16 protein-coding genes are annotated in these 19,795 nt (G+C 42.3%); 10 read left to right on the top strand and 6 right to left on the bottom strand.

Features of this window, described 5'->3' with window-relative positions:
* Positions 1 to 83 precede the first annotated feature (83 nt).
* Positions 84 to 1,559, bottom strand: coding sequence for a dipeptide/tripeptide permease DtpA (dtpA, locus tag PR709_RS09095; protein WP_004918766.1), 1,476 nt, complete (start codon positions 1,557 to 1,559; stop codon positions 84 to 86).
* Positions 1,560 to 2,597: 1,038 nt separating this feature from the next.
* Between dtpA and PR709_RS09090 the strand changes: the two genes are divergently transcribed.
* The gene (locus PR709_RS09090) at positions 2,598 to 3,629 is read left to right on the top strand and encodes an SEL1-like repeat protein (protein ID WP_053110732.1); all 1,032 of its coding nucleotides are present in this window, start codon (positions 2,598 to 2,600) and stop codon (positions 3,627 to 3,629) included.
* A gap of 65 nt (positions 3,630 to 3,694) precedes the next feature.
* On the opposite strand, the gene dpiA is transcribed toward PR709_RS09090, so the two are convergent.
* Entirely contained in the window at positions 3,695 to 4,378 is a 684-nt protein-coding gene (dpiA, locus tag PR709_RS09085; protein WP_004918761.1) for a two-component response regulator DpiA, read from the bottom strand.
* Entirely contained in the window at positions 4,371 to 6,008 is a 1,638-nt protein-coding gene (dpiB, locus tag PR709_RS09080) for a sensor histidine kinase DpiB (RefSeq protein WP_014658097.1), read from the bottom strand. Before dpiB ends, dpiA begins: the two co-directional genes overlap by 8 nt.
* Before the next feature lie 371 nt (positions 6,009 to 6,379).
* Between dpiB and citC the strand changes: the two genes are divergently transcribed.
* The 8 genes from citC (at position 6,380) to PR709_RS09040 (ending at position 14,521) form a co-directional block, all read left to right on the top strand.
* The gene (gene citC, locus PR709_RS09075; RefSeq protein ID WP_036943776.1) at positions 6,380 to 7,456 is read left to right on the top strand and encodes a [citrate (pro-3S)-lyase] ligase; all 1,077 of its coding nucleotides are present in this window, start codon (positions 6,380 to 6,382) and stop codon (positions 7,454 to 7,456) included.
* Positions 7,453 to 7,749 (top strand): citrate lyase acyl carrier protein, encoded by a 297-nt coding sequence (gene citD / locus PR709_RS09070; RefSeq protein WP_004918755.1) that lies wholly within the window; start codon positions 7,453 to 7,455, stop codon positions 7,747 to 7,749. The genes citC and citD overlap by 4 nt, the downstream gene beginning before the upstream one ends.
* The gene (gene citE / locus PR709_RS09065) at positions 7,749 to 8,645 is read left to right on the top strand and encodes a citrate (pro-3S)-lyase subunit beta (protein ID WP_004918754.1); all 897 of its coding nucleotides are present in this window, start codon (positions 7,749 to 7,751) and stop codon (positions 8,643 to 8,645) included. Before citD ends, citE begins: the two co-directional genes overlap by 1 nt.
* Positions 8,646 to 8,655: 10 nt before the next feature.
* The gene (citF, locus tag PR709_RS09060) at positions 8,656 to 10,182 is read left to right on the top strand and encodes a citrate lyase subunit alpha (RefSeq protein ID WP_004918753.1); all 1,527 of its coding nucleotides are present in this window, start codon (positions 8,656 to 8,658) and stop codon (positions 10,180 to 10,182) included.
* 4 nt (positions 10,183 to 10,186) lie between these two features.
* Positions 10,187 to 10,732, top strand: coding sequence for a citrate lyase holo-[acyl-carrier protein] synthase (citX, locus tag PR709_RS09055; RefSeq protein ID WP_036943774.1), 546 nt, complete (start codon positions 10,187 to 10,189; stop codon positions 10,730 to 10,732).
* Positions 10,713 to 11,618: a triphosphoribosyl-dephospho-CoA synthase CitG gene (gene citG / locus PR709_RS09050; RefSeq protein WP_154598726.1), complete on the top strand. Its 906-nt coding sequence runs from the start codon at positions 10,713 to 10,715 to the stop codon at positions 11,616 to 11,618. The genes citX and citG overlap by 20 nt, the downstream gene beginning before the upstream one ends.
* Positions 11,619 to 11,854: 236 nt before the next feature.
* Positions 11,855 to 13,288 (top strand): anion permease, encoded by a 1,434-nt coding sequence (locus PR709_RS09045; protein ID WP_004918749.1) that lies wholly within the window; start codon positions 11,855 to 11,857, stop codon positions 13,286 to 13,288.
* A gap of 177 nt (positions 13,289 to 13,465) precedes the next feature.
* Positions 13,466 to 14,521, top strand: a complete 1,056-nt coding sequence (locus tag PR709_RS09040; protein WP_036943769.1) for a 4-oxalomesaconate tautomerase — start codon at positions 13,466 to 13,468, stop codon at positions 14,519 to 14,521.
* A 56-nt stretch (positions 14,522 to 14,577) separates the two neighbouring features.
* On the opposite strand, the gene PR709_RS09035 is transcribed toward PR709_RS09040, so the two are convergent.
* The 3 genes from PR709_RS09035 to PR709_RS09025 form a co-directional block, all read right to left on the bottom strand.
* Positions 14,578 to 15,705: an AAA family ATPase gene (locus PR709_RS09035; RefSeq protein ID WP_061064147.1), complete on the bottom strand. Its 1,128-nt coding sequence runs from the start codon at positions 15,703 to 15,705 to the stop codon at positions 14,578 to 14,580.
* Positions 15,702 to 16,412 carry an RNA ligase family protein gene (locus PR709_RS09030; protein WP_014658091.1) on the bottom strand — a complete coding sequence of 237 codons (711 nt, stop codon included), beginning with the start codon at positions 16,410 to 16,412 and terminating at the stop codon, positions 15,702 to 15,704. The genes PR709_RS09035 and PR709_RS09030 overlap by 4 nt, the downstream gene beginning before the upstream one ends.
* A 371-nt stretch (positions 16,413 to 16,783) precedes the next feature.
* Positions 16,784 to 18,100: a CitMHS family transporter gene (locus PR709_RS09025; RefSeq protein WP_014658090.1), complete on the bottom strand. Its 1,317-nt coding sequence runs from the start codon at positions 18,098 to 18,100 to the stop codon at positions 16,784 to 16,786.
* A 596-nt stretch (positions 18,101 to 18,696) separates the two neighbouring features.
* Here PR709_RS09025 and PR709_RS09020 point away from each other — a divergent pair.
* Entirely contained in the window at positions 18,697 to 19,791 is a 1,095-nt protein-coding gene (locus tag PR709_RS09020) for an NADH:flavin oxidoreductase/NADH oxidase (protein WP_004918738.1), read from the top strand.
* Positions 19,792 to 19,795: the final 4 nt, after the last annotated feature.

Genomic DNA, 19,795 nt, shown 5'->3' with positions numbered 1-19,795 from the left:
CATCATAGTAAAAAGGATGGTGACATAGTAAAAAGGCCATAGACAGCTCACCGTCTATGGCCTTTTATATAGGTTAAACTGCGTTATTTATCTTGTGCCAATGTCATACGATTCAACATTGGAGCAGTAATCACCATCAAAATCGCAATCACACCCGTTACAATACCAATTTTCAAGAAGACATCACTGTAAACGGATAGTGATTCAAGTGAACTTGTCACCTTCCCTTCTGGTACAGCGGCCAAGGATGCTACGTAACCGGCAATAAATGCAGCAGCAGAGTTAGTTAAGAACCATGCTCCCATGATAAAGCCCATCAAACGCTGAGGAACCAATTGCGCTACCATCGCGAGGCCGAGACCTGAGATCATCAGTTCACCAATACTTTGGAAACCGTAACAAATTATGAGCCAGCCAGCAGACACTATCCCCGCCTCGTTGGCAAATTTCGCACCTAATGGCAACACCAAGAAGGCTGCCGAGCATAGCAACATACCGATAGCAAACTTGTGTGGCATCGGTAAGTGATCGCCCATTTTATTGTAGATTGCCGCCAGAATTGGGCTACCAATAATAATCCAGAATGGGTTTAATGCTTGATATTGTGCTGGTTCAACAGAGAATATTCCAAATATTTCATGCTCAACGTTGTGTAACGCAAAGAAGTTAAGCGAGGTTGGCATCTGACTGTACAGAACAAAGAAGACGATAGCTTCTAACATCAGAATAAGTGCAACAATCATGCGGCGACGTGCAGAGCCATTTAGCGCTAAGGTTTCTTTAATAAAGATAACAATAATCCCTAGCGAAATGATACCCAATGCTGCACGAGCGATCTCCAAATTGTGCAGTAACCATGTAGAAATCACGATCAGAGCCACAACCCCTACAATAGTCACTAGCAATTTAGAAATCACTATTGGAGCAAAGTCAGGTTTAGAACCATGATCGGCAACCCATTTCTTACACATAAAGAAGTTAATCAATGTGATAACGAGGCCGACAACACTGAGGGAAAAGGCAATATCCCAACCATAATGTTTTGCCAACCAAGGCGTTGCTAACATCGAGAAAAGAGAGCCGATGTTAACGGACATATAGTACATGGTGAATGCACCATCCAAACGCGGGTCATCTTTTTCATAACAAGTGGATAGTAACGATGATGGGTTAGCCTTAAATAAACCATTCCCAACAGCAATCGTTGCTAGCCCGATATACACCATGGAGACATCGTGCCCTGAATATGCGACGAAAGCATAACCAGCAATTAACACTAACGTACCGAGAACGATAACGCGTTTTGTGCCGAGAATTTTATCGCCTAACCATCCCCCAATAGCAACAAAGCCATAAACTAATGCAGCAAAAGCAGAAAACAAAGTAATTGACTCTGTTTCTGACATGCCCAGCACTTGGCTTAGGTAGAGAGGGAGGATCCCTTGGAGACCGTAATAACCAAAACGTTCCCAAAGTTCAATAGAAAAGATGAGATAGAACGAGCGAGGTTGCTTAAACGCGTTAAGACTGACTTCCTCTTTGTTGTTAGTTGTGGACACTAGTTACCTCTATGACAACCTGTACATAAGCAAAAAAAGCTAAATGGGGTACTGTTTATACCCTCAGCATTGTTATTGTCTCAAGAATTCCAGTTTAAAAATCCAAAGTTGTCCGGTTAAACGCGTTAAATTCACTAACTTCCCGCCGATACATTAACCTTCAAATTCGACATCACTGTGTGTAATAGGATGCTTATGAATCACAAACATAAAATTCAATGAGTTAAAGCAGATTTGATTATTTATTCAACATTGATAGTGATAAATACCGCTAGAAATGCGAAAATCAATTAAGCAATATACGCTATTTATGCACCAAAAATAAAGATTTAGCTAGTACTAATTACCCCATAAATAGTTCGATATCGTGAATAAGGTCACTTTTATAGCTAATTTACACAGTTAATACTGGATATTAATTAACCAATTGATACGTAAATGTTAAGCATTTTGTGCTAATTTTAAAACTAAGATAATTAAATTTACCTTAAGCTCATTTCAATTAATAATCTTATATCTTTCCCTCGGTGGATTGTTATATGACAGTGCCGTCCGACTAAAAAATCTATTATTGGATACTCTATTTGGGATGGGTTGTTTGATATTTAATCACGCCGATGGGAGTCGTATGGAACCACACTCCATCTATCTATTCACAGAACTAATCAGGTGGGATTTGAAGGAAGTTAGATAAAAAAAAGCCCAGCAAATCGGCTGGGCATAATGCATTCTACTTAAGGATCTTAGTTACTTCGAGTAAAACTACCATTTCATAGCTGCATTATTGCATTACTTCATGTAAAGAAATGAATGTTGAGGGTAAATATATGAATGTTTACGCAAGCAAACAGAATATACTTATTACTAAGACCACCAGCTCATACAAAAGGTTCATAATTTTTTATTTTTTTATCACCAGAAATTCCTTTTGCAGCACAAATAGCTATTTTGCGATAACCACCTGAAAGAGATTGTTTATTGCGCTAGGGAAAACAGCGAGTTAACCTTATGGTAGATACGTTAATAAAAGGATCTTCAGTGAAAAAATTTTTGTTGTCACTGTTCGTTATTTGCAGTGCCTTTGCGCTTAACAGTTATGCAGCACCTTTGTCTCCCCCTCAAGACAAACAACTGTTGCTCAAAAGTGCGCAGGACGGACAAGCCGAAGCTCAGTTTAACCTTGCTATGCTGCTTCAATCCGAAAAACAGTTAACGGAGGCCGCTAAGTGGTATCGTTTGTCGGCTCAGCAAGGGTTTACAAAAGCGCAAATTAACCTTGCGTTGCTGTATCAACAAGGCAATGGCGTCGATAAGAGCCCAGAACAAATGCTGTTTTGGATGAAAAAAGCGGCTGAAGCAGGCGACCCTCTAGGCCAATTAAATATGGCTGAATATACTCTGAGCGGCGTTGATAAATTATTGCCTAAAAATAAACAACAAGCCGAAGCTTGGTTGGTTAAGGCGGCAGCACAACATTTTCAACCCGCAGAATTAATGCTAGCTTACTGGTATGAAAAAGGCATTGCCGTTACTGAAGCCCCCCAAAAAGCACAACAAATCTACCAGTCGCTAGCAAAGCAAAATAATCCCCAGGCTCTTTATTTATTGGGTTATCAAGCCGCCACTGGCATGTACGATAAAGCCGATTATCAGCAAGCCTATCAATACTTTTCACGCTCAGCTCAACTGGGCTTTTCACCCGCACAAAATAGCTTAGGTATGCTCTATTTGCATGGTCAGGGGGTGAAAAAAGAGGTGAAATCCGCGATTAAATGGCTAACACTGGCCTCCGAACAAGGTGAAATTTCTGCTCAATTTAATTTAGCATTAATTTATGCGAGGGGTGATGGTGTGCCTGCTGACCAAGCAAAAGCCTGTCACTGGTTTATTCGCGCAGCCCAACACGGTAATAATGACGCACAATATGCCACGGGAGCATGCTACCAATACGGTATGGGCGTCAAACAGGATGATAGAAAAGCACTTTACTGGTATAAGCTCGCCGCCTCTCAGGGAAATGAAAGAGCAGAAAAGAAAGTGTTGATCCTCGAAAATAACCTTAAAAAATAATCCTGCTTGTCTGCATAAAAACGGTTTGCTGTTTGTTTATGCAGACTTCATGATGTTATTACCCGCTATTTTTGAACGGCACGGTAGATTCGTTGAGGCCGCCCTACTTTGCCGTACTCAATTTCCGCTTCGATTTTATGTTGAGCTAAGCAGTACTCTAAATAACGGCGTGCCGTTGTACGGCTCAGTTTAATTGTTTCTGCAATTGTCTCGGCGGTATATTCCGCATCGGGTTGTGCAAAAAGTGAGAGCACTTTTTCGAGTGTCAACGCATCAATCCCTGTTGGTAGTTCCTCTTTGGCCTCCCCCCGTGCATAAGTATTAAACATATCGTCGATTTGGCTTTGATTTGTTTTGCTCCCTGCCTGTAACACTGATTTACGTTGAATATAGCGATCGAGTGTTTGCCCTAAGCGCTCATAAGCAATAGGCTTCACCAAATAATCGAACACACCTAAGCGGATAGCTTCTGAGACAGTTTCCATATCGCTCGCCGCCGTGGTAAATACGATATCGGCGTTGTTTCTTTCTTGGATCAATTCATGAACCAGATCAATGCCTTTACCGTCAGGCAAATAGTTATCGAGTAAGATGAGATCAGGCTTCATATATTCAATCATTTTTCTGGCCTGAGCCAAATCACCTGCAACCCAAACTTTATCGCAAGCGGGATAGGATTTTATATACTCACCGTGCATTTCTGCTAATAAGAGTTCATCTTCCACAATGAGGATTTTTATCTTAATCATTTTGCATCTTCACTTTCGGAATAAAAATTGAGAATAGAGTACCATGTGGTTGATTATCTTCAATTATAACCACACCATCACACCTTTTGACATACGAAGCCACAAGATACAAGCCAATGCCGTGCCCATCGACTGACTCCGTTTTTGTTGTCATACCTCTTTCAAACCACCTTTCTTTCATTTCAGCAGGGAAACCACAGCCCTGATCCGCGACTTCGATCACAAACTCGCTCCCTTCATCAGAAAGGTACAACTCAACCTGCTTATTACCCTCATTATTTTTCAAGCTTGCTTCAAACGCATTGTCCAGAAGATTCCCCAAAATGGCACAAAATTCTGTACTGCTAAGTAACGGCGGTAACGAACTCAATTGGCACCCTTCTATAAATACCAATTGCACCCCAAGCTCTCTGGCACGGTGATATTTACCAAACAGTAACCCAGCGACTTGCTTATCGGCAAATTGCTTGCGTAATGAATCAATCAACTGCTGTTGTGACTCAGATTCCCCTTTGATCATCGCTAGTGCTTGATCATATTCCTTCATTTGTAGAAGGCCGCTCAGCGTTGACATCCAATTAAGGTGTTCATGACGCAAAGAGCGCAAATTCTCAACGTATTGACGTACTTGTGTCAATTGGGAATTGAGAGATTCAATATCATTTTGGCTACGAAAGCTAATGACCGCGCCAATTAAGTGATTTTCATCGTGTAATGCAATGCGGTTTGCAATCACATTTAACCCATTGAAGGAACAAATGACATCATGTTGTGTGGTAGAGATATCATTAATAAAAAATGTTGCCGGCGTCACTAACTCACTGATAGCGCGCCCAACCAAATGGTTAGATGGTTCACTTAGGGAGAGCATTTTGCGTGCGTTGTGATTGATATTAATGATGCGCCCTTCACAATCAACGGCAATCACCCCTTCGAAAACGGCTTCAAAGATCCCTTTTTGCATAACCACCATTTGCGCGATCTGCTCTGGCTCCATCCCCAGCATTTGCCGTTGGATCAACCGAGTAAAGGCCCATGACAAAAAAAGCAAGATGACCAAAACCCCAAAAAAGGTGGCTCCCGTTTGTACAAATAATTCACTACGGGAAGTTTCAATTTTATTGGTGAGGTACCCGATAGACACCACCCCAATCACCTTATTATTTTCATCAAATATCGGCGTTTTTGCGCGTACAGCATTCCCTATAGACCCTTCACCGTCAATAAAATAGCTTTCACCTCGTTCCAATGCACCGGGTTTATTCCACTGCATTTTAAAGCCAACCTTTTCTTGGTTTGGGTGATATAAGCGCATCGAATTTTCATCCCCTATCACCACATAATCATAATCTGAATCTTGATTTAGTTGATCTGCAATCACTTTGAGGCTTTGAATGTCTTTGGTTTTGACGGATTGGACGATACCTTCCATCGATGCAATCAGCTTCGCCTGACTCATGGCAAGAGAGCGAATATTGGCCATTAAACGGTTTTCTGCCGTGTCGGTGAAATACTTGCCTAGGCTAAAAGTCAATACGACAGAAACGAGTAATAGCAAAAAGAACACCCGTACTGAAAAGGATATCGATTTATTTTTTCTAAATAGAGAACGTTGATGCTCTTTTGCCATGAGATACCCTATGTTACCTACTGAAAAGTAAAAATATTGTTACACGAAAAGCAAGCCAATAACACACACTAGACTCGATTTAGCGAGCAAATAAACACCATATTAATAATTAAATCCATTAAAACCAAGCAATAAAAAACATATCCCATAATAAAGTGCATAAAAACCATTAAACAAATACAAACTCCTTTTAGAAACATGAAACAGGTCAAATATAATAATGCTATAAGCATTAATATTAATATCGAAAAGGATAATTAAATAAAAAGCTAATGAGTTATTTATTAAATTAATATTAAGAGTTTTATTTAATTAACTTTAACATTAGTAACAACTTAAAAACATCTCTATATGAGATGCAGGATACTAATATGTTCGAAAACATAACGTTTCACCAAGTAAAACGTCATGAGAACAGGAAACTAGCTGAAATTGCTCAGTTTTTAAAAGAGAACGACCTCGATATTGATTCAAGCATTGACGTTTTTATTACAATTACGCGCAATGATAAATTAATTGCATGTGGTGGCCTCGCTAAAAATGTTATTAAATGTGTGGCTATCAGTGATCATGTTCGTGGTGAAGGTCTTGCATTAAAATTAGCCACTGAATTAGTTAACCTTGCCTACGAAAATAATACAACCCATCTCTTCATTTATACTAAAACTCAAAACGAAAGTTTATTTCAACAATGTGGATTCCATACTTTGGCTACTGTGCCAAATATCATGGTATTAATGGAAAATAGTTGTTGTTACTTAAAACGCTATATTAAAAACTTAAAAAACTACCGTAAAGAAGGCAAAAAAATAGGTGCTATCGTGATGAATGCCAATCCATTCACTCTGGGTCACCGCTATTTAATCGAAAAAGCCGCTCAATCTTGTGATTGGCTACATTTATTTGTCGTCAAAGAAGATACCTCACGGTTCCCTTATAGCGTTCGCTTAGCACTGATTGAGGCAGGCACCAAAGGAATTGAAAATCTCACTATCCACAAAGGCTCTGAATACATCATCTCAAGAGCGACTTTTCCCTGCTATTTCATCAAGGACAAAGCCGTTGTTGATAATTGTTATACCGAAATCGATATCAAAATTTTCCGTCAATATATTGCACCAGCACTGGGGATCACACACCGTTTTGTGGGCACTGAGCCTTTTTGCAAAGTCACTAATCAATATAACGAAGACATGCGCTATTGGCTCGAAACTCGCACGCTTAGTTATCCACCTATTGAGCTGGTTGAATTTCCGCGAATGGTCTATGACGGCACGGCGGTATCCGCCTCACAAGTTCGTAGACTGCTTGCTAAAAAAGATCTTGCGGCGATCAAGCCGATTGTTCCCGAGGCAACCTATCGCTATTTAGAGGATATGTTAGCTTCCCGTTCAACATCGGCCCCTCACCGTATCGAAAATTCTGAATTAGTCACAGGTGAACTATGAAAATACTCCACGCAGCCGTTGCAGGCACGCTTGAATCAAGCGATGTCATGGTACGAATAGAACCCTTAGAAGACACGCAGGAAGTTTCAATACAAATCAGCAGTAGTGTTGAGAAACAGTTTGGTGATGCGATTGAAAAAATTGTCCTTGAATTGATTGAACAACATGAAATTGAAGGCGCTCAAATCATTATTGATGATAAGGGTGCCCTTGAATGTGTTCTTAGAGCGCGCCTAGAAGCCTTGCTTGCAAGAGCATGTGATATCACTGCATTGCCTTGGGAGGACAAATAATGACACCGGAAAGAAAAACTCGGACGCGTAGAAGCATGCTGTTTGTCCCCGGCTCTAATGCCGCAATGCTGAGTAACTCATTTATTTACAAAGCCGATGCGTTGATGTTCGACCTTGAAGACTCCGTCGCCTTGCGCGAAAAAGATACGGCTCGTCGTTTGGTCTATCATGCGCTACAACACCCTTTATATCAGGATGTTGAAACCATTGTTCGTGTCAATGCTCTGGATTCCGCTTTCGGCGTCGCAGACTTAGAAGCCGTTGTTCGCGGTGGTGCTGATATTGTGCGTTTACCCAAAACAGATACAGCACAAGATGTTATTGATATCGAAAATGAAATTTTACGTATTGAGAAAAGCTGTGGTCGCGAACCTGGTAGCACCGGTTTGCTTGCTGCTATTGAATCACCGATGGGGATCACACAGGCAGTCAACATTGCTCACTCATCACCCCGACTTATTGGCATCGCATTAGGTGCCGAGGACTATGTCCGCAATTTGCGTACCGAGCGGTCTCCAGACGGTATTGAACTCCTCTATGCTCGGTGCGCCATTTTACAAGCTGCACGCTCAGCCGGTATTCAAGCATTTGATACCGTATACTCTGACGCCAATAATGAAGAAGGTTTCTTAAAAGAAGCCGCACACATTAAGCAACTTGGTTTTGATGGCAAATCCTTAATTAATCCTCGTCAAATCGAACTCCTTCATAACCTTTATGCGCCGACACAAAAAGAAGTGGATCACGCCCAACGCGTTGTTGATGCCGCCAATGCCGCGGAACAAGAAGGCCGTGGTGTGGTTTCACTGAACGGAAAAATGGTTGATGGCCCTGTCATTGACCGAGCACGCTTAGTGCTTTCACGAGCGGCATTATCAGGTATTCGAGAAGAGTGAGGCATTGAAAATGACAACGATAACACAGCGCCAGGCACGCGTATCAGCCTATTTTGACCATATAACTGACGATGCCCCTCGTCAATTTAAAGATATTGGCAAAGTACAACAACAAGTTCAAAAACCCCGCAATCGCAAACTGTGTGATGATTTGCAAGTCGCCATCCGCCGTTCAGGTTTAAAAGATGGCATGACCATTTCATTCCACCATGCTTTTCGTGGCGGTGATTTGACCATCAACCTTGTCATGCAAGTGATTGCAGAGATGGGATTCCGTAATCTCACTCTGGCTTCTAGCTCGTTGAGTGCTTGCCATTCCCCATTAGTAGAACATATTCGCCATGGCGTTATCCGCAAAATTTACACATCCGGTATTCGTGGGCCATTAGCAGAAGCCATTTCCCGTGGTGAATTAGCTGAACCAGTACAGATTCACTCGCATGGTGGGCGAGCTAACCTGATCCATAGCGGCGAACTGAATATCGATGTGGCTTTTATTGGTGTTCCATCTTGTGATGAATACGGTAATGCCAATGGCTATACCGGTGAAGCTTGTTGCGGTTCATTAGGTTATGCAAAAATTGATGCCGAAACGGCAAATAAAGTCGTGATGCTAACCGAAGAGTTACTCCCTTATCCACATAACCCTGCTAGCATCAAACAAGATGAAGTCGATTATATCGTCAAAGTAGCGCGTGTGGGGGATGCCGACAAAATCGGTGCCGATGCAACTCGTATGACCTCTAATCCGCGTGAATTACTGATTGCGCGAACAGCCGCAGACGTCATCGAAAAATCAGGCTACTTTAAAGAAGGTTTTTCACTACAAACGGGGACTGGCGGTGCTTCACTTGCCGTCACTCGTTTCCTTGAAGACAAAATGCGTCGCCATAACATCTGTGCAGGTTTTGCATTAGGGGGTATCACATCCACGATTGTTGATCTGCATGAAAAAGGCTTTATTCGCAAGTTAATTGATGTGCAGAGTTTTGACCGTGCTGCGGCAATGTCACTCGCCCGCAACCCGAATCACATCGAAATCAGCGCCAATCAATACGCTTGCTTTGACTCAAAAGGGGCCTCTGTTGATATGCTTGACGTTGTTGTACTCAGCGCCCTCGAAATTGATACACGCTTTAATGTCAACGTGTTAACTGGCTCAGATGGCGTGATCCGCGGTGCATCTGGCGGACACAGTGATACCGCGGTTGCATCAAAACTGTCAATCATTGTTGCACCTTTAGTACGTGGTCGCATTCCAACTTTAGTCGATGAAGTGATCACTTGTGTTACCCCCGGCTCTAGCGTCGATATTCTCGTCACTGACCATGGTATTGCCGTCAACCCTGCCCGTCCTGAGCTAAAACAGCAATTGGAAAGTCAGGGCATAAAAACGGTCTCCATTGATTGGTTACGCGAACGTGCTGAACTGTTAACGGGTAAACCTAATCCGATTGAATTTACAGACAAAGTCGTGGCAGTAGTTCGTTATCGCGATGGCTCTGTAATTGATGTCGTGCATCAGGTTAAGGAGTAACACCATGTTTTACCCACTGCCTGATACGATAGAGCAACCTGAAATTTCTTTATCTGAATTGTTGGCAAGCCGTGATGTTCGTCAGGCTCGGCAACAACAATGGATTGGTCTCCATCAGGTAACCCTGATTTCGTTTACTGTCGTTTTTCCTGGACCTGTTAAAGATAATCATCTTGTCAGGCAAATCTTTAATCAGGGATTAAATGCGCTTAAACAGGTGGCTCAATGCAGGCAGTGGGTACTTTTAGCACAACAATCTTTCGCTTTACCAACAGGCCCTGAATGTTTCGTGGCAGTCGATGCCGATGCCATTGAGGTTAAAACTGCCTTAATTGAAGCAGAAGAGTTATCAGCGGTCGGTCGTCTATGGGATTTTGATGTCTTTGATGCACAAGGACGGCAATATTCGCGCTCTGAGCTGCAACTTCCTCCTAGACACTGCTTAATCTGCGAAAAAGAAGCTAAGATCTGTGCGCGAGAGCGTGCTCATTCATTAAGTGAAATTATTCATCAAATAGAGGTGCTAGCCAATGCGTCCAATCACGATTGAGCAAACAGAGCAACTCACACAAGAGATCGTGCACTACTACAGCCAACTCGGCTGGCAAGCCATGATGGCAGAAGTCAATTTAACCCCCAAACCAGGGTTAGTTGATAAATTCAATACTGGTGCTCATAAAGACATGGCGCTGACCGATTTTCATCTTAGTGCTCATGCTATTGCACAACATTTTCCTGACTTTTTACTGGCAGGCGCCAAATATAAGCAGTACCCCATCGAGCAAGTTTTGACGCTTATTCGCCCTATTGGTATAGCTTGTGAAAAGTCGATGTTCCAATCCACCAAAGGGGTTAATACCCATAAAGGATCAATATTTTCTCTTGGATTACTACTAACCGTTATTGGTCGCCAATTAGCACTGCATGAACCCGTTTCAGCCAAGAGTATCAGTGATGGGGTATCACAAATGTGCCGAGGCATTACCGCGGAACTAAAACATAAAACGATCCGTCCTACAGCAGGCCAGCGGTTATATCAATCTTTCGGTTTGACAGGCGCGCGCGGTGAAGCTGAAAGTGGTTATCAATTAGTCGTCAATTTATCGCTCCCCTACTATTTAAAACAACTTGTTGAAGGTAAACCACAAGAACTCGCATTACTTGAAACGTTAATCCTATTAATGGCGAACAATGATGATACCAATGTTGCCAATCGTGGTGGATTGGAAGGGTTAGCATGGTTAAAAACACAAGCGCAAACTTTACTCGACCAAGGTGGATTAACAACCTCTGCTGATTTAGAAAAAATTAAATCATTCGATAATCAATGTATCGCAAAAAATTTAAGTCCTGGAGGAAGTGCTGATTTACTTATTTTAACGTGGTTTTTATCTCGGTTACCTTATTCAAAAGACAGGATCCATTTTACTCATTAATAAAAAATAAATTTAAATCAACATAGGAAAATTAAAAATCATTTTAATAAAGATATGTTAATTAAATATTGATTATTAGTTTAACGAATTTATAACTTATTTGGTATTGAAGAAGAGATTGACACTCTTCAACGAATCTCTGCATGCCAAATTTGTCATTAAACAAATTCATAATATTAAAGTTCATAAAATTTAATATTAATTAAGTTTAGTATTAATATTAAGGAAACTGGCCTATGCAAAAAGATAAAATATGGAAGCTATTTATTCTAATAGCGATTCCCATAATCATATCGCTTATTCCCACGCCGGAGGGGCTACCCCATATTGCTTGGTTACTATTTGGTCTCTACTTAGCCGCTATCGTCGGGCTGGTACTAAAACCTTATTCTGAACCTGTAATATTGTTAGCCACCATTGCTGCAAGTGCGACGATCATCGGTGTGACTGGCACTAAAGATGTCAAAGTGAGCGAGGTCTTAAGTGGTTATGCTTCGGGTACAACATGGTTAGTCTTTGCAGCGTTTACACTCAGTGCTGCTTTCGTGATCACTGGGTTAGGTAAACGACTTTCCTATGTTTTAATTGGTAAATTAGGTAGTACGACATTAGGTCTTGGCTATGTGACTGCCATCCTTGACTTAATTATCGCGCCTGCAACCCCCTCCAATACCGCGCGTGCTGGTGGGATTGTTTTCCCTATCATTAACAGTGTGGCTGTGGCTCTGGGTTCAGATCCCGAAAAAAGCCCTCGAAAAGCAGGTCACTACCTTTTAGTGAACGTTTATATGGTGACAAAAACCACCAGCTATATGTTCCTAACAGCTATGGCTCCGAATGCGTTAGCACTGGCGATGATGAGCGATATTATGGGGATTAGTTTGAGTTGGGGAGGCTGGGCGCTTGCAGCCGCAGTTCCGGGTCTTATCATGCTCATTTTAACGCCATTCATTATCTATAAGCTTTATCCACCTGAGTTAAAAAAGGTCAACAACAAAGAGATCGCCGCAAAAGGTTTAGAAGAGCTTGGCCCCATGACGGTAAGAGAAAAGCTGCTGAGTATTGTGTTCCTATTAGCTTTAGCGGGTTGGATCTTTGCCGATAAAATTGGTGTCAGTGCTTCCACTGTTGCGATTTGTGTTATGGCTTTGACATTAATTCTGGGCGTTGTGACTTGGGATGATGTGCTAAAAAATAAAGGTGGCTGGAATACCTTGATTTGGTACGGCGGTATCATCGGGATGTCTGGTGTACTGACAAAAGCTGGCTTTTTCGAATGGTTAGCCAATGTTATGGGTCAACACCTCTCATTCGGTGATCAAACCATGCTCGCCTTCTTTGTGATTATGTTTATCAGTGTTGCGATACGTTACCTCTTCGCGTCTGGCGGTGCTTATGTCGCTGCAATGGTGCCTGTGTTTGCAACTGTCGGTATGGTTGCGGGTGCACCACCAATGCTGCTAGCCCTCGGTCTACTCTTCTCGAATGCTTACGGTGGCAGCTTAACCCACTACGGAGGCGCGGCAGCACCAATCGTCTTCGGTGCTGGCTACAACGATATTCGTTCTTGGTGGATTATAGGTGGTATCGTTGCATTCTTAAGTTTACTGGTACATATGACAATTGGTTTAGGCTGGTGGGAAATATTAATCAGCTCCGGTTTAATTTAGAAAATAATAATCTGAATACAAATTAAATTAACAATGGGATCTGAGCTTATGAGATCCCATTTAAATATTAAATGCCCTCTTCCTATTATTTTGCTGTGCTATCGGCAGCGATTGTTTTTATTTCATGCCATCAACAGCATAAATAATAAATGAGCAATACTCTAAATAGGAAAATACATGAAAAAAATACCTTGTATGTTGATGCGTGGCGGCACATCTAAAGGCGTATTTTTATTAGCGGATGACCTACCAAAGAATATCCAAGAGCGCGATGAACTCATATTAGCTATTATGGGATCGGGCCACGCACTACAAATTGATGGTATTGGTGGTGGTAGCCCTCAAACCAGTAAAGTGGCAATCATTAGCCGCTCCCCCCACCCTGATGCCGACATTGATTATTTATTTGCTCAAGTTTCAGTGACGGAACGTATTGTTGATACCGCGCCTAATTGTGGCAATATTCTCTGTGCCGTTGGCGCTTACGCCATCGAAAAAGGGTTAATGCCTATAACAGGTGATGAAACAACAATCCGAATTCGTAATATCAATACGAATACTTTCGTCAACGCCACAGTACAAACACCAAATGGTCATATTGTTTATGAAGGTGATACCACCATTGCAAGCGTTCCTGGTCATGCTGCCCCTATCGCCCTCACATTTTTAAATGCGTGTGGTACAAAAACTGGAAAACTACTCCCCACGGGCCATGCCATTGATACTTTCGATGGCGTCGAAGTCAGTTGTATCGATATGGCGATGCCAGTTGTGCTCATTGACGCCCCTCAATTAAACAAAACGGGTTATGAGAGCGCGGCTCAACTTGAAGCGGATAAGGCGTTTATGCAGCGCCTAGAGAGCATTCGCCGCCAAGCTGGCCTTGCGATGGGATTAGGTGATGTCAGCCAAAAAGTGATCCCCAAGCCTGTTCTGGTTTCCCCTGCAATTCATGGTGGAACGGTTAACGTTCGCTATTTTATGCCTCATAAGTGTCACGGTGCATTAGCTGTTACAGGCGCTATTGCAATAGCGACAGGCACCATCTTAGAAAATAGCGTCATCAAGCGTTATTTAACAAAAAATGTCGATATGCAGCATATCTCGATTGAACACCTCAGTGGTCATTTTGATGTTTCGCTCAATCAGCAAGGCGACTTCCCAGAAGGGTTACAAGCTTCCATTATTCGAACGGCGCGAAAGCTATTTTCCGGGGATGTGTATGTTCCTTAATCGGTTATCTCTCTGACACATGACGCCTATCTATTATAGGCGTCACCTTTCTCTAACTAGTGTGACTGAAATTCCCCTTGGATCACATAAGAAACTTGATGAGCCTCATCGGGTGTTGGCAATTCTAATTTACTTGCCATACGCTCCATTACCTTTTCTGGCACGGCGTAGTCACGTTGACGATTTTGTTGTTGCCACTGCTTGTAGGGAACTTCCAAATAAATAAGGTGAATTTTCGCCTGATAGCGGGCAAACAAACCGATCATACTGGCTCTTAATGACGCACTCAGTGAAGTTGCATTCCAAATAAAGTCCTTTTTTGCACGTAACAAGACTTTCGCCTGCTCCTTCGCTTGTTGAGCGACCCAACCTTGCGCATTTTTATCGGCAGGATCGATTTTATGCGCGCGACGAATTTCATCAAGGCAGACCACTTCCCATTGCGGATAATGCTGAGCAATAAAGTGATCTTTTCCCATTCCCGGCAAGCCACACAGCATAACCACTTCACTTCCTTGCTCCTCAAAAGGCTCGTAATCCGTAGTGCCACGCTGGTGATGAAAATAGTGGAAACGCCCAGCCGCCGAAGCAAAAGCTTTTGGTTGCGTCCAACACCCCTGTTCGCGACAAAATAGCTCAAATATTTCAATGCGAGACAAGAGTTCCGACTGATCTTGGCATATGCGCCCCAATACGTCCGCCTTTGCTAATAAACACAGCAGTGACATATCAACACGTAAAGAAGCAGCAAATAGCGCCCGCTCAGGGTCGACTTTTTCCATCAACCATAAAGGTAAGCCATGATAGCGAACTAAAGCGGCGATTTGTTCACGTATCGCAAACGGGGTTTCAACCTCTCGATAAAGAATGCGTCGAGCAGATAATTCACCTTTTTTCGCATGACCAGGAGAGATAATACGCCCGTTTTCATCTTCTCGTGTTGTCGTACGCTTTTCAACATCATGCAGCAGTGCTGCTGCCCAAACGATATTTTGCTGTAAAACAGGGAGTTGTTGGTATTCAGGTAATGCTTCGAGTGCTGCTAAAACCATTTGTGTATGTGTTGCCACATCACCTTCGGCATGATGCAGCGCATCTTGCGGTACGCCTCGCATATCACGCACAAAATCAAATTGCGCCTCTAGCTGTGACCATGCGCGTTGTTCAGTCAATTGCCAACTCATACTTCCCCCTTTTGGCGTTCGAACGCTAACTTCGCTCGCTGCCAATGTCTTTTCCAATGAATATCGGTTTTAACATGGTTTTTTCGCACATATTTAAAGACATGCTGCATAAAATCAGCGACCAAAAAACGGCGGCTATCGCGAGTCACAATGCCTTCCATACTACAAGGTTGCTGAGTAAACGTATCACAAGCCCCAAAAAGGCTATCTTGTGAAGCGGCCTCACTAAGCTGAGCCGCATAAGCCTGTGGCCCAAGTTGCCTATCAATCTTGAGGGTTAGCTCCGGCACTGTTGGAAAATCAAATAGAGCGGCATAAAACTTCACCTCTTCCCAGCTAAGCCAATAGTCACCTTGTCGCACGGCAAAAACATAGAAGTAATCTTCAATATGTTGATATTCAATAGAGTGTATCGCATAGAGGTTTTCGCCAAACAGTTCGATATCCCCTAAATCGTTTTTAATTAACTGCCAGCGCTGGCGGATCTGTTGGCTCCATGCTGACTGTGTTGGCGCAGCATGCGAGCGAGCAAAAACCCCATATTGGCTTAAGCAATTATTTTCACCATCGAGTTTTTCAGTATGTACCAGTTGTTCAATATTCTGGATGTGCGACCACCAATCGCTATTGATACGATCATCACTGGTGGTGCCAGGTGAGAACGGATAGTGATACGTTCTACCATACTTTCTTGATTGCATATTCATCATGCTTTCTCTACAGAAATAGGAAAAACAACAAATCCTTTAGCAAGATTTGCCTCTGTGTTGTGTGAGAAATCAAGAGTTGGTATTACATATCTCTTCCGCGGAACGGCCTCGTTATGGGGGGTTACTTATTCAAAAGTAACAAATTCATTTAAAAACAGGCCGATTCTAGCCTAACTGTCAAGTAAAAGGCTATCAATTTAATCTGAATCTATGACGGTAATGGAGTGGCTTTCATCGCGTATCAGCCCACTTTCACTTTTGCTGTGTCGCGCTGTTTAGCCCCTTTCCCTCAATTTTAAACGTTAAAAATGACAATGTGCCCCTTATCTTAAGGGGCACACCGATGCATTAAAAGGCTAACCTGTGGCTTAATATAAGCCGAGTACAGCACCTACCGCTAAGGTGAAGAAGCTAAACAGCCAAATCCAACCGAATGAATAGCGCAGATGGCGCCCCATATCAATTCCAGCAAGCCCCATTGCCAACCATGCAGCTGGTGAGAATGGGCTAACAAATGTTCCGGCGTTATTACCAATTGCCATTGCATATACGACCGAAGAGGGGTCTACACCAGCCGTTTCAGCGATTTGCTGAATAATAGGTAGCAGAGCAAAGTAATACGCATCGGTACTGGTGAAAATATCCATCGGTACGCCGAGGATGCCAACAAAGATATGGATTTTAGAGACCCATTCTGTTGGTAATATTGCCGTTAAATCTTCAGCGATCGATTTTAGCATTCCCCCATCCGACAAAATACCGAGGAAAGCACCCGCAGCGAGAATAATCGCGACCATGCCTAACGCTTGTGGGGCATGTTCAGAGAGAACCTTCATTTGATCTTTCGGATTAGGAAAGTTAACCAGCAAGGCGATTGATAACGCAATCATAAACACATAAGGCGCCGATAACAGTCCAAATGCCAGACAAATAATAGAAGCGACAATTAACCCACCGTTAATCCATGGCTTTTGTGGCTTGTTTATTTGTTCATTCACATCCGCTATTTGCTCATTAGCAGGCAATAAAGAGTCCATCAGATACGGACTTGTGCCTTTAAGTGCAGCAGCGGCAATACGGCGTTTCTCACGTAAACCCATAATTACTGCGAATACCACAGCACCAGCCATACCGATGATCTGCACAGGGATCAAGCTTTGCCATAACGTTGCGGCATCAATGCCTGTCACCGCAGAAGCACGGCCTAATGGGCCACCCCATGGCACCATGTTCATAATCCCCATACTGGCGCACATCAATAACAACATTAAATAAGGGCTCATGCCGAGCTGGCGATATAAAGGCAGCAGTGCTGGAATAATAATCAGGAATGTCGCGGCACCAGAGCCATCTAAATGCACGACACCCGCAATTAGTGTGGTCATCACACACACAATGATCACATTGCCTCGCGTCATTTTGACCATCAAACGGATAAGAGGATCAAAAATATGCAAATCTTTCATCAAACTAAAGAATAAAATAGCGAACAGGAACATCGCCGCCACTTTAGAGACTTTATTGATACCGCTTTCAAAAAAAGCTGAAATTTCAGGGATTGAATACCCTGCAATCAGGGCGCCAATAAAAGGAATACAAGACATTGCAATGATAGGGCTAACTTTTCCCATCATAAGCAAGGTGACGATGGAAAGAATGATCAATATACCGATAATTGTTAACACATTGAGTTCCTTATTAGAATTATATTTTTAAGGTGAAAATTAAATACACTTAAACGAGTATTAATTTATTCCATTGTATATCTTCAATGTTGCGATATGCATTTTGAATATACGGTAAATACACATCTATCTCCCTGACCTTATATAAATCAAAATTAATTTTCGCAAGAGCTAGATCATTTTTTTGCTGAATAACAACCTAAAAATTAGCCATAAAAATCAGCGTTTAAGATAAAAATTTAGAGCAAAACGCTATTAGCACCATTAAAACCATTAATTAAAATTAATACCAATATTAATTGTTTTTTATTTACTTAATTGCTAAGCTGGCGATTATAAGAGGGTAATTATTTTTAATTATCAAACTAGTTTATGTTTTCTATTTTTTTTTAGTGTTTTATTTTCACAATGAGGAGAAACAGACAGAAAATTATACTTTTTCACATAGTTCTCAAATTTATACTTATCTACTTGCATTATTCTGTGACTAATAGAATTGAGCTTTAACTGTAAAAAACCACATGAACAGCACAAAATGATACTGAACTTACTTGTATCATGGATAAATTAATCATGATCACTAAGGAACAAGACAGATGAGCTTCCTATTTTCCCCCGCAGCTTTGGGGCAAATTTCCCTAAAAAACAGGATCATTGTTCCACCGATGTGCCAATATTCCGCCATCGACGGCATGCCAACCGCTTGGCATCATTCACACTATATGAATCTCGCGCTTTCAGGGGCGTCGTTAGTTATTGTCGAAGCTAGCGCAGTCACCCCCGCTGGGCGTATCACCTATAAAGATCTCGGTATCTGGAATGATGAACAGGCAACCGCCCTAAAAAACATGTTAGCAGATATCAGGCAATTTGCTGATGCACGCTTAGGTATTCAAATCGCTCATGCAGGTAGAAAAGCCTCAACAGATCTCCCTTGGCTGGGTGGTCAGAGCCTCTCTAAACAAGAACAAAATGGCTGGGAAACAGTCTCTGCGTCAAACTTGCCTTTTGGTCATTCACACCCGCCAAGAGAACTGAGCAAACAAGAGATCCACGACATCCAACAACAATTTGTCGATGCGGCTAAACGTGCAGAATATGCGGGATTTGATGTTATTGAAATCCATGCAGCCCACGGTTATTTATTGCATCAATTTTTATCGCCAATCGCGAACCAGCGCCAAGATGAATATGGGGGCAATTTTAAAAACCGCAGTCGTCTATTAATCGATGTATTTCGTGCGGTTAGAGATGCAGTTAATCCCAATATTGCTGTTGGCGTTCGAATTTCTGCAACCGACTGGGTCAGTGGTGGATGGGGGGTTCCTGAATCCATTGAACTTACTGAACAACTCGAAGCACTAGGCTGTGATTATATACACGTCTCGTCAGGGGGGTTATCGTCTGAGCAGCAGATCCCTATTAGCCCCAATTACCAAGTGCCACTCGCTCAAGCTATTCATGAGCATACAATGATGCCGGTGATTGCCGTCGGCCTTATTACTGAGCCTAATCAAGCCGAAGCGATAATCGCTACTGGGCAAGCGGATTTTGTATCAATCGGTCGAGGGATACTCTTCAACCCTCGTTGGCCTTGGCATGCGGCAGCGCAACTAGGGCAAAATATCAGTGTTGCACCACAATATTTACGCAGTGCGCCTTATCAATATAAAAAGTTATTTAGCGCATAATAAT

The sequence above is a fragment of the Providencia sp. PROV267 genome, assembly GCF_028477825.1.
GTDB lineage: Bacteria > Pseudomonadota > Gammaproteobacteria > Enterobacterales > Enterobacteriaceae > Providencia > Providencia stuartii.
This window is presented reverse-complemented; position numbering and strand designations above follow the sequence as displayed.

Bases quoted from the DNA above. Each gene is read 5' to 3' on its own strand.
- PR709_RS09045 (WP_004918749.1), top strand. From the start codon at position 11,855: ATGCAAAAAGATAAAATATGGAAGCTATTTATTCTAATAGCGATTCCC.
- PR709_RS09040 (WP_036943769.1), top strand. From the start codon at position 13,466: ATGAAAAAAATACCTTGTATGTTGATGCGTGGCGGCACATCTAAAGGC.
- PR709_RS09035 (WP_061064147.1), bottom strand. From the start codon at position 15,705: ATGAGTTGGCAATTGACTGAACAACGCGCATGGTCACAGCTAGAGGCG.
- PR709_RS09030 (WP_014658091.1), bottom strand. From the start codon at position 16,412: ATGAATATGCAATCAAGAAAGTATGGTAGAACGTATCACTATCCGTTC.
- dpiA (WP_004918761.1), bottom strand. From the start codon at position 4,378: ATGATTAAGATAAAAATCCTCATTGTGGAAGATGAACTCTTATTAGCA.
- PR709_RS09020 (WP_004918738.1), top strand. From the start codon at position 18,697: ATGAGCTTCCTATTTTCCCCCGCAGCTTTGGGGCAAATTTCCCTAAAA.
- citF (WP_004918753.1), top strand. From the start codon at position 8,656: ATGACAACGATAACACAGCGCCAGGCACGCGTATCAGCCTATTTTGAC.
- citG (WP_154598726.1), top strand. From the start codon at position 10,713: ATGCGTCCAATCACGATTGAGCAAACAGAGCAACTCACACAAGAGATC.
- citC (WP_036943776.1), top strand. From the start codon at position 6,380: ATGTTCGAAAACATAACGTTTCACCAAGTAAAACGTCATGAGAACAGG.
- citE (WP_004918754.1), top strand. From the start codon at position 7,749: ATGACACCGGAAAGAAAAACTCGGACGCGTAGAAGCATGCTGTTTGTC.
- citX (WP_036943774.1), top strand. From the start codon at position 10,187: ATGTTTTACCCACTGCCTGATACGATAGAGCAACCTGAAATTTCTTTA.
- citD (WP_004918755.1), top strand. From the start codon at position 7,453: ATGAAAATACTCCACGCAGCCGTTGCAGGCACGCTTGAATCAAGCGAT.
- dpiB (WP_014658097.1), bottom strand. From the start codon at position 6,008: ATGGCAAAAGAGCATCAACGTTCTCTATTTAGAAAAAATAAATCGATA.